The organism is Vibrio sp. Makdt, assembly GCF_027587015.1.
GTDB classification, from domain to species: domain Bacteria; phylum Pseudomonadota; class Gammaproteobacteria; order Enterobacterales; family Vibrionaceae; genus Vibrio; species Vibrio chagasii_B.
Genome location: NZ_JAPPTH010000012.1, coordinates 171,901 through 180,757 on the forward strand (window position 1 = coordinate 171,901; position 8,857 = coordinate 180,757).

Sequence of the window (8,857 nt, forward strand, 5' to 3'; positions counted from 1 at the left end):
AAAATAAGCTTTCAAAATAAGCTTTCAAAAAAGGCATTAGTTTCCGTTACAATGAAGCAACACTAATTGAAACATCATAACCACCACTTGACGGAGAAACCCATAATCTAACATTGGCTCCACTTAAACTGATGTGATTTTTGACTTTTTCTGGCTGGTTTAGGACTAGCGCAATGTTCAATTCACTATTTAGACTTTCAATCTCTTTAGCCAACAGCGAATACAATATTTCTACCTCTTTCAAAACTTACCTCCAAAATCGATATCACATAACGCCTGCTTAAGTTGCTGCCAACGCCACGACATTCGAACAAACCACCGTAATCACTGAAGAAAATCGTACTAAAAATGCCATAGTTTGGCAGTCAATTTAAAGCACTTGTTATACATTCCTCAAGTACCAGTGATATACACGATCAAAGAACCCACAATGTGAATTAATTAATCTTTCATAATTTGAGGGTATCCGTTGAAACTTATGACTACCGTATTGGATTAATTGCGGCATTGCCTTTGTTATATCTGCATGTAGTTGGCTTACATCACCACAAACCAAAGAATCAACTTTGTCCTGGGGGCATAGACCAAACTTTGCACAAGACGATATATCATTAAAAAATTGGTCAACTTCATCCTCTTTTTGAAGGATATCCTCAAACTGCTGGGCTATTCGTTTAACGCTACTTTCATCGTCTTTGAGGTAAAAATAAAAATTGCTTAACTCAGTTAACTTTACAAATACCGCCTTGTTATAGTGTTCATAGTGTTTTAAGTAGTTCTCGTTTAATTTTTGAGTGTAAGAATCTGATATATATGTAAGTTGCACAAGACCATAAACAACACCGATAGCTAGAAGTAATGTCTGAACCCAGCTCGAAATTGGTTCGTTTTGAGGGTTTCTAACAAAATTTAATAAAGCACGAATCACTTTCTATCCTCTCTATGTATAACGCTCGACTAACGTGTGAGCAACGCTTGGCTATACTTGTGTGAAGCGAAACTGCCAAGCGTTACGAATCACTCTTAAATGCTTTGTTAGCCCATTACTTTCAAGTAGTCGTATTCAATTTCTTTCCTTGTAAGTTGTTCTTTGTCCTTAATCTTTAGTTTAAACAGAACAAAATGGTCCAATCCATCTATATCCTTAACTTGCCCTTGCTCACCTGGCATACATATTTGAAACATAACTGGAACTCCCTCACGATATTTTTCACGAAACGTGGGGAAGTAAGACCCCTCACCAACTTGGCATCGCTTACCAATAATGGTGAGAGCAAAAGTCGGTATATGAATGTCAGTTAAGCTCTTCTCTTTGCGCTTACCCTCAACTTCTTTATGAAATTCTTCAACAGCGCGATGCTCAAGGTTTGGGTAACACAGAAATACATACTCTTTCGGGTTTAGAACAATTGCGCTTAAGCAAACACGCCCCTCTTCATCATGGAAGTTGTTGTCCGTCCAATATTTTAAAGTTTCATGCATTTGACGCCCATACTCTTCGTCCGCAACCACAAAACCGACAATTGGTATTTCAGGCCCACCATCAGGTGGAGTTGCAACCCCGAATGAAGTACCGAGCAGTCTTGCAGGATCGTGTTCATACGTTAACGGAGGCATAACGAAAAGGCTGTTATAGATGAAAACTGTTTTTTCGACAAAAGTGATTAGTAGCCATACTCCAACACCGAAGAGAAAAGCATAAATGGAATGGTCAAACACATAGAACGCCGCAAGCAAACTGATTGCTGTAAGAACTCTTTTCGTCCATGTAAAAAAAGGTTTAGCTTTTTCGTGTATGACGATACGAAAAAATTTAGGAGTTTTCTCTAATCGACAATTTAAACGTACCCTGTTTATTGACGGAATGACTTTAAGCTTTGTTTTTTGCCAATAATTCATCTTTCCTCCTGACATCAATACATCGATTGTGGGCTAACGCCAAATTAAGTAGTGAGCAACGCTGCCACCTACCTAAAGCATTGTGCCGTAAACACTAAAACTGATTCAAACCAAAAGTGCCAAGCGTTGCGAATCTGCTTAAATTTATTGTTATATGCGTGGTGACATTGGCGCGAAAGGTATTTCGCATATTTTCACGTAAGGCCCCTCACCAAAAGGAGACTCTGCTAATTCAATTTCTCCATGCGATGTATAAACGTCAAACAGAGCATTACTTTCCACTAAATCACCTTCAAGCTCAATGACTCTATCATTTGCGCTACTACACCCTCCACGCAGCCCTCGTTTGAAGGCTAAATACATTTCGTGCATCGACTTAACTGCAAGCGCACAATGAATCTGTTCATGACGATAGAGCTTCTCAAGGTATGGACGAAACTCCTCAGCTGACTCATCTGAAGTCTTAGACATTTCGAACTTCGGAAGTATATAGGTAACTTCAAGCTCAAATTCATGAATTTCACAAGAATCATCATTCGTATGGAAGTCGTATTTCCACGCGGTGTACCCGTCAAAGCCTTCATTTACGAGAAACTCAGGTCTAGCGTTAAATGAGCGCTCAATTTCTTCAACACTATTCCCGCTAATCTCATACACTTCAAACTTTTTCTGAAAGGGAAAGTCTAGCTTGACGTCAGCATTAGCCTGACTAAACGCCATTAAGCAATATATTGAAAGTACTACTTTTTTCATCATCATCCTTGAAGCACATAACAGCTTTTAGACAGAAAAATTCTGCATTGAAATACAGAATTTTTCGGTCAAGTTTCATATGCATGGAACTCTACCACAATTAATTGCTTAGTTTCAGTGACTTAAAACATAGATAAGTACAACGAATGACAAAGTGCAGAATATCCCCATATAGTATAAATCTAGCGAAAACTCTCTCGTACTGTATGTGCCCACAGCCCTCCGAGCTATGTTGAAAGCACAAAAAAAGCCTGCCATCTATGCGGACATAAATGGCAGGCTTTATACGTTAATTAAACTTTTAAGTAGCTAACTTACGCAGCTTCGAAAGCTAAGGCCTTCTTCTCTACTTGGCGGAAGATCAGCGTTAAAATGCCGTTGACTGCTAGGTAGAATGCGCCAGCAATACCGAATACGGTTAATGTGTCGTAGGTTTGGCCGTTAATACGCTGAGCGTAGCCCATCAAATCCATGATGGTGATAGTGCTTGCTAGTGATGTGCCTTTGAAGACTAGAATCACTTCGTTTGAATACGCTGGAACGGCGCGGCGTAGTGCGTATGGTAGTAACACTTTAAGTGTTGCGATTTTGTCCATACCTAATGCACGACATGCTTCCCACTGCCCTGCTGGAATCGCGTTGAATGCACCTCTGAACAGTAGCGTGCTGTATGCTGCTGTGTTCAAAGCCAATGCCAACATTGCGCAGAACCAAGGTTGGCTCAGCCACGTCCACATGAAGCTTTCACGAATCCAATCGAACTGACCCGGGCCGTAATACACCAGAAAGATTTGAACCAGTAACGGCGTACCAGTGAACAAGGTGATGATGCCACGTGTTACCCAGTGAATTGCAGGTAATCTTAGGATCAATGTTACCGTCATCAACAGAGACAAGATACAACCAACAAGCAGTGAAGCGCCGGTCAGCTGAAGACTGGTGGCTAAGCCTTCAAGCATTTGAGAGAGGTATTGTTGATTCATGCCATTGCCCCTTTATTACCCAAACCTTGAATAGAGAACTTACCATCAATCACTTTTACTGCTCTTTGCGTAATCAATGTGATGATCAGATAAATAGCTGCCGCCGTTGCGTACCAAGTAAATGCTTCGTGCGTTGCTGCTGATGTTAATTGCGCTTGCTTCAATAGATCGGTTACGCCAATCAGTGAAACCAGAGCGGTGTCTTTTAATAGAACCAACCATTGGTTCGTTAAACCTGGCAGTGCGTGTCTTACTGCCTGTGGCAATACGATTCTGAAAAATGCGCGTGATTGAGGGATACCCAATGCACTCGCCGCTTCTCTCTGCCCTTTACTTACTGCTTTCAATGCACCACGAATGGTTTGTGAAGCGTAAGAAGCGAAGATAAGTGACAACGCAACAACACCAGATAAGAACGGGCTAACTTCAACAAAGTCACCAGTGATCATGAAGAGCACTTGTGTTGAACCAAAGTAGATAAACAAAACTACCAAGATTTCTGGTAGACCACGTACGATTGTCACGAACGCGGTTGTCGGCCATTTGATTGCAATGCGACGAGACATTTCACCGCCAGCAAACAATACCGCTAAAACTAATCCAACCAATAGGCTTACGAATGCAAGCTGAATTGTCATCCAGCTTGCTTCGACGAGCCCTAAAGAGTAACCCGTTAACTGCATATTACTTACCGAAGTACTTGTTGAAGATCTTGTCGTATTCGCCGTTCGCTTTCACTGCTGCAAGTGCTGTATTCAGCTGTGCAACTAGCTCTGGGTTGCTCTTGTTTACTGCGATGCCGAAACCGTTACCGAAGTATTCTTGGTTTGTTACTTGCTCGCCAACATACGTCAGGTTGTCTTCTTTCTTGAACCATTCTGCGACTACCGCTGTGTCACCGAATACAGAATCAATACGACCATTTTTCATATCGATGAATGCATCTTGGTAGCTTGAGTAAGGTACAGCTGTCACACCTGGCAGTTGCTCAAGTAGGTAGCTTTGGTGAGTAGAACCGTTTTGAACACCGATACGCTTGCCTTCTAGTGCTGCTTGGTCTGCTACTTTGCCTTCAATAGAGATGAATGCTGCAGAGTTGTCGTAGTAAGCGTCAGAGAAGTTTACTTGTTGAAGACGTGCTTCAGTGATGTCCATTGCCGAGATAGCCGCATCATAACGTTTGAATTTAAGAGCTGGGATCAAGCTATCGAACGCTTGGTTGTGGAAAGTACATGTCGCTTTCATCTCCTCACAAAGTGCGTTTGCTAGATCAACGTCGAAGCCTTGGATTTGGTTGTTCTCATCCATGTATTCGAATGGTGCGTAAGTTGCTTCCATTGCGAATTTGATTTCTTCTTGAGCTGCTGCATTGAAAGAAGCAAGGCCGATAAGTGAAGCTAGTAGAATCTTTTTCATTTTGTTACTCCGAATACATTGTGATAGTGGCCTGTGGCCATTCTTATAATTTGATTGTTTTAATCGATGTTGTGTTTAGGTAAATCTAGTCAGTGACTTAGTGAGTCAAATACTCAGCAAACTCTGGAGTTTGCGGATTAATAAATGCGTCGCTGGTGCCGTGTTCCACGATGTAACCCTTTTCAAGGTAAAGAACGTGGCTCGCAATCTTCTTGGCGAAGTCAACTTCGTGAGTCACTACCACCTGAGTAATCCCGGTGCCGCTTAGCTCTTTGATGATGCTAACAACTTGGTTGGTGATCTCTGGGTCAAGAGCCGCTGTTGGTTCGTCAAATAGCAATACATCTGGCTTCATCATAAGAGCACGAGCAATCGCGACACGTTGTTGTTGACCACCTGATAGTTGTAATGGCCAAGCGTCTGCTTTGTCTGCAAGCTGTAAAGTTTTCAAAACCGTTTGCGCTTGTTTGATCGCTTCTTGCTTATCTAGGCCTGCAACCTTAGTTGGTGCTTCAATCAAGTTTTCCATTACCGTCATGTGTGGCCACAAGTTGTATTGTTGGAAAACCATGCCGACTTTACGACGAAGTTTCAGCCCCTGCTTCTCTTGGATCTGGCTAGAAAAATCGAATTGCTCATTCGCAATGTCTAGCTCACCGTTATCCGCAATTTCTAGCAGGTTCAAAACACGCAGTAGTGAACTCTTACCGGCGCCGCTTGGGCCAAGCAGGACCAAGGTTTCACCACTCTTACAGTTAAAACTGATGTCGTGAAGAACTTGGATATCGCCGTATGATTTATTGATGCTCTTTACTTGAATACTCATGCCAAAATACTGCATTAATTGTCATTTGTTGGTTATTCTATTTAAAATGAACTTTTATGCAAGAAAAATGTATAAAAATTTAATTTGTTGAATTTTTGTAACAAATATTGCACAAAAAACAGCCTCATTAACTGCTCCTACCTCTTTTCATCCAAGTTATTGAAAACTCGAATATGACACCAAAAAGCAAACGTTTTTATAAATCCAAACCCACTTAATCAGCGAAGGTGGTAGACTCTTAATTGAACCTATACACCTGAATAAAAATCAGGGGTAACCACCCTATTATTACTCTGACAGCGGCGAATAAGTGTGCTTAATTTTCCTTTTGTTTAGCTTTCCACGTACGCATCGAATGCACACGAGTTATTGAAAATTGAGTTTCCTAGGAAGCGTGACGCTCCAATAAATGCTTTAATGGCATCTATTCTCAATAACTAGCACTTGCCAGCGAACAAGACGTATTACAAGTAACCAGTCATCTATTCTTAAAGCGACAAACACTAAGGCAATCATATGCAAAACGATGTCTCTTCTACGCTTGAGGCTACTCAGCGACAGACTCAACAGAATCCAGAATCAAAACCAGAGAAGAAAAGCCTCAGCATTTTGCTTGAGCTGATTAAATTTATTCAACCTTACAAAGGCCGCGTGATTGCAGCTCTGATCGCTTTGATCTTCACAGCGAGCTTAACCCTCTCAGTGGGACACGGTATTCGCCTTCTGATTGACCAGGGTTTTAGCCAACAATCTTTATCAGACTTAGGTAGCGCTATCCAATTCATCATGGTTGTGGTGGTATTGATTTCTATTGGTACCTTCTTCCGCTTCTATTTGGTGTCTTCTGTAGGCGAACGCGTGAGTGCAGATATCCGACTATCGGTTTTCAATCACGTTGTGACACTACATCCGAGCTACTTTGAAACCAATGGCAGTGGCGACATCATGTCGCGCATCACTACAGACACAACGCTACTTCAAAGTATCATTGGTTCATCGTTCTCGATGGCGATGCGCAGCGCGCTGATGTGCCTTGGTGCAATCATTATGTTGTTTGCCACCAACATTAAACTCACGCTTATTGTGCTGGCATCGGTGCCGTTTATCTTGATTCCAATTTTGGTTTACGGGCGTCGTGTAAGAGCGCTATCACGTAAAAGCCAAGATTCGATGTCAGACGTTGGCTCTTATGCGGGCGAAGCGATTGAGCACATCAAAACCGTTCAGAGCTACAGCCGAGAAGCTCAAGAGAAAGCATCATTCGCGCTTGAAGTAGAAAAGGCGTATGAAATTGGTCGTCAACGCGTAAAACAGCGCGCGATTCTTATCTCTGGCGTGATTGTTATCGTGTTCAGTGCGATTGCAGGCATGCTTTGGGTGGGTGGTACTGATGTTATCAACGGCACCATGTCCGCCGGCGATTTGGCTGCGTTTGTCTTTTACGCGATTATGGTCGCTTCATCGCTAGGGACAATTTCTGAAGTGATGGGCGAACTGCAACGTGCGGCAGGTGCCACCGAGCGTTTAATTGAGATTCAGCAAGTGGAAAGCCACATCGTTGCCCCAGTCGAGAATCCAACATCGCTCGATAACCTAACGCCAGAAGTCGCTTTTGATAATGTGACCTTCTGTTACCCGTCTAGACCGGATCAACCAGCAACAAGCAACCTGTCGTTAACCGCGCACGAAGGTAAAGTATTGGCGTTAGTTGGCCCATCTGGTGCAGGTAAAACCACCCTGTTTGAATTGCTGCAACGTTTCTACGATCCTCAAATGGGTAAAGTGACGCTAGGTGGCGTGGAACTTAATCAGTTTGATCCGAACGAACTAAGAAAGCAGATGGCGCTTGTTCCTCAACAACCCGCTCTGTTCAGTAACGATGTGTTCCATAACATTCGCTACGGCAACCCAGAAGCGACCGATGAACAAGTGATTGAAGCGGCGAAAAAAGCACACGCACATGAGTTCATTCAGAACCTACCAGATGGTTATCATAGTTTCCTTGGGGAACGAGGCGTAAGGCTGTCTGGTGGTCAACGTCAGCGTATTGCTATCGCGCGTGCCATCTTGAAAGATCCAAACATCTTATTACTGGATGAAGCAACTAGCGCCCTAGACAGCGAAAGTGAGCATCATGTTCAACAAGCATTGGAAGAATTAATGCGCGGCAGAACGACGATCATCATCGCTCACCGTTTGTCGACAATCAAACACGCAGACCAAATTGCGGTGCTCGATCAAGGGCAGCTTGTAGACATCGGCAACCACCAGTCGCTCATCAATAGCTGTGAACTATACCAACGCCTGGTTGAACTCCAATTCAAACACCTGAGTGACGAACCTGCTAATAGCTAACAGCCAAGTCTCTGACAACGTGTGATTTCTAGCTTCAAAAACTTAAATCACACGTGTTGCAGTTTTGTTAAATTAGCGGTAGGGTTTTTATTCCAATGTAGGATAAATAACAATAAGAGAGTTCGCATGGAAGCACTATTATCTGACTACCCGGTAGTAACAGAAATCCCAGTCGCTTGGGGAGAAATGGACGCACTCAATCACGTCAACAACGCTGTGTATTTTCGTTACTTTGAAACCGCTCGCTTAGATTTCTTTAAGCACGTAGAGCTGATGGAAGAGATGGCAATCACCAAAGTTGGCCCTGTCCTTGGCGATACTTATTGTAAATATTTCCGACCAGTCACCTACCCTGATACTTTGATGGTGGGCTCACGAGTCACCGATATTCAAGACGACCGTTTTACCATGGAATACGCGATCGTCAGTAAAGCGCAGCAAAAACTTACTACTGTAGGGACAGCGACTATCGTGATGTTCGACTTCGCATCGAACCAAAAAGCGCTACTGTCACTGCGTCTAACCAGTGAAATTGAACGCATGAACACGCTTAAAAGCCCATGCTTCAAACAAGAAGCAGTAACGGAATAAACGGTTCGTTAATTCAGACCTAATCAGAAAGTTT

The 8,857-nt window shown here is 42.8% G+C and carries 10 protein-coding genes; 2 read left to right on the forward strand and 8 right to left on the reverse strand.

The genetic code is table 11. The annotated features are described in order from the left end of the window. Positions 1–46: 46 nt before the first annotated feature. From OH460_RS16305 to artP, 8 genes are all read right to left on the reverse strand, one after another. Entirely contained in the window at positions 47–244 is a 198-nt protein-coding gene (locus tag OH460_RS16305; RefSeq protein WP_269998661.1) for a hypothetical protein, read from the reverse strand. Positions 245–382: 138 nt separating this feature from the next. Beyond that, positions 383–928 carry a hypothetical protein gene (locus OH460_RS16310; RefSeq protein WP_269998663.1) on the reverse strand — a complete coding sequence of 182 codons (546 nt, stop codon included), beginning with the start codon at positions 926–928 and terminating at the stop codon, positions 383–385. A gap of 107 nt (positions 929–1,035) precedes the next feature. Then, positions 1,036–1,899, reverse strand: a complete 864-nt coding sequence (locus tag OH460_RS16315; protein WP_269998665.1) for a hypothetical protein — start codon at positions 1,897–1,899, stop codon at positions 1,036–1,038. 150 nt (positions 1,900–2,049) lie between these two features. Beyond that, positions 2,050–2,652: a DUF922 domain-containing protein gene (locus OH460_RS16320; RefSeq protein ID WP_269998667.1), complete on the reverse strand. Its 603-nt coding sequence runs from the start codon at positions 2,650–2,652 to the stop codon at positions 2,050–2,052. Between the two features lie 314 nt (positions 2,653–2,966). Further along, positions 2,967–3,635 (reverse strand): arginine ABC transporter permease ArtM, encoded by a 669-nt coding sequence (artM, locus tag OH460_RS16325; protein ID WP_008217794.1) that lies wholly within the window; start codon positions 3,633–3,635, stop codon positions 2,967–2,969. Next, a complete protein-coding gene (gene artQ / locus OH460_RS16330) occupies positions 3,632–4,318 on the reverse strand; it encodes an arginine ABC transporter permease ArtQ (RefSeq protein ID WP_269998670.1) in 687 nt (228 codons plus the stop codon). The genes artM and artQ overlap by 4 nt, the downstream gene beginning before the upstream one ends. Before the next feature lies 1 nt (position 4,319). Next, the gene (locus OH460_RS16335) at positions 4,320–5,051 is read right to left on the reverse strand and encodes an arginine ABC transporter substrate-binding protein (protein WP_008217791.1); all 732 of its coding nucleotides are present in this window, start codon (positions 5,049–5,051) and stop codon (positions 4,320–4,322) included. A gap of 97 nt (positions 5,052–5,148) precedes the next feature. Beyond that, positions 5,149–5,877, reverse strand: coding sequence for an arginine ABC transporter ATP-binding protein ArtP (gene artP, locus OH460_RS16340; RefSeq protein WP_333482710.1), 729 nt, complete (start codon positions 5,875–5,877; stop codon positions 5,149–5,151). A gap of 516 nt (positions 5,878–6,393) precedes the next feature. Between artP and OH460_RS16345 the strand changes: the two genes are divergently transcribed. Continuing rightward, positions 6,394–8,232: an ABC transporter ATP-binding protein/permease gene (locus OH460_RS16345; protein WP_269998675.1), complete on the forward strand. Its 1,839-nt coding sequence runs from the start codon at positions 6,394–6,396 to the stop codon at positions 8,230–8,232. Between the two features lie 126 nt (positions 8,233–8,358). Next, positions 8,359–8,823 carry an acyl-CoA thioesterase gene (locus tag OH460_RS16350; protein ID WP_008217785.1) on the forward strand — a complete coding sequence of 155 codons (465 nt, stop codon included), beginning with the start codon at positions 8,359–8,361 and terminating at the stop codon, positions 8,821–8,823. Positions 8,824–8,857 lie beyond the last annotated feature (34 nt).